Below are 631 nucleotides of genomic sequence, written 5' to 3'. Positions count from 1 at the left end.
CGATTCTTACCGGCCGGTACAGCCTCCGGCCCGAGGTCGAACCGGATGGAACCGAATTTCGATGGCTGGTGCGAGTCGTGGAACGTGCAAGCGACGGACATGCGCGCGTCAAAGTCCATCGAGGAACGGAAAGCTACGCGTCGGCCTCGGAAGCCCGAGACAGGGCCGCTCATGAAGCGGAACGCATCGCGCGGGCACTGAGCGCAGAAGCAGACGACAGCGCTCTCTGAATACCTTCTCGTGACCGCCGCTGCCACGTGGACCATTTACCTTAATTCATGCGCATCGGTGGGGAAGCGGCATGATCTTTGCGCAGTAGGAGGACTTCATCGGGTACAGCGTCATGCTGTCCTATACAGCGGCGCTAACGGGTAACCGCTATTCGGCCATTGCGCTGTGGTTGGGGCGGCCGAGTTCCCGGGCGAGCTGACCTTTTCCACCTGTGGCATCTACGCGAGAAATCATGGCCCGCTCTTTCAAGAAGGTTGCTGCATTCCCCCGTACCGCCGGCGCGCTCGCCTCAGTGTCGACTGCCGCCGCACTCACTGCGTTGTGGGTTCGACATCGAGCCAAAAAGGCCGAACGTGATAACCCGCCTGCCGGGCGCTTTATCGATGTCGACGGCGTCCGA

The 631-nt window shown here is 61.3% G+C and carries 1 protein-coding gene; it reads left to right on the top strand.

Annotated features, from left to right (window positions below; all coding sequences use genetic code 11):
- A partial coding sequence (locus BG61_RS43850; RefSeq protein ID WP_206540645.1) for a hypothetical protein occupies window positions 1-230 on the top strand: 230 nt, incomplete at its 5' end.
- Between the last annotated feature and the right edge of the window lie 401 nt (window positions 231-631).

The sequence above is a fragment of the Caballeronia glathei genome (genome assembly GCF_000698595.1).
Lineage (GTDB): Bacteria > Pseudomonadota > Gammaproteobacteria > Burkholderiales > Burkholderiaceae > Caballeronia > Caballeronia glathei.
This window is presented reverse-complemented; position numbering and strand designations above follow the sequence as displayed.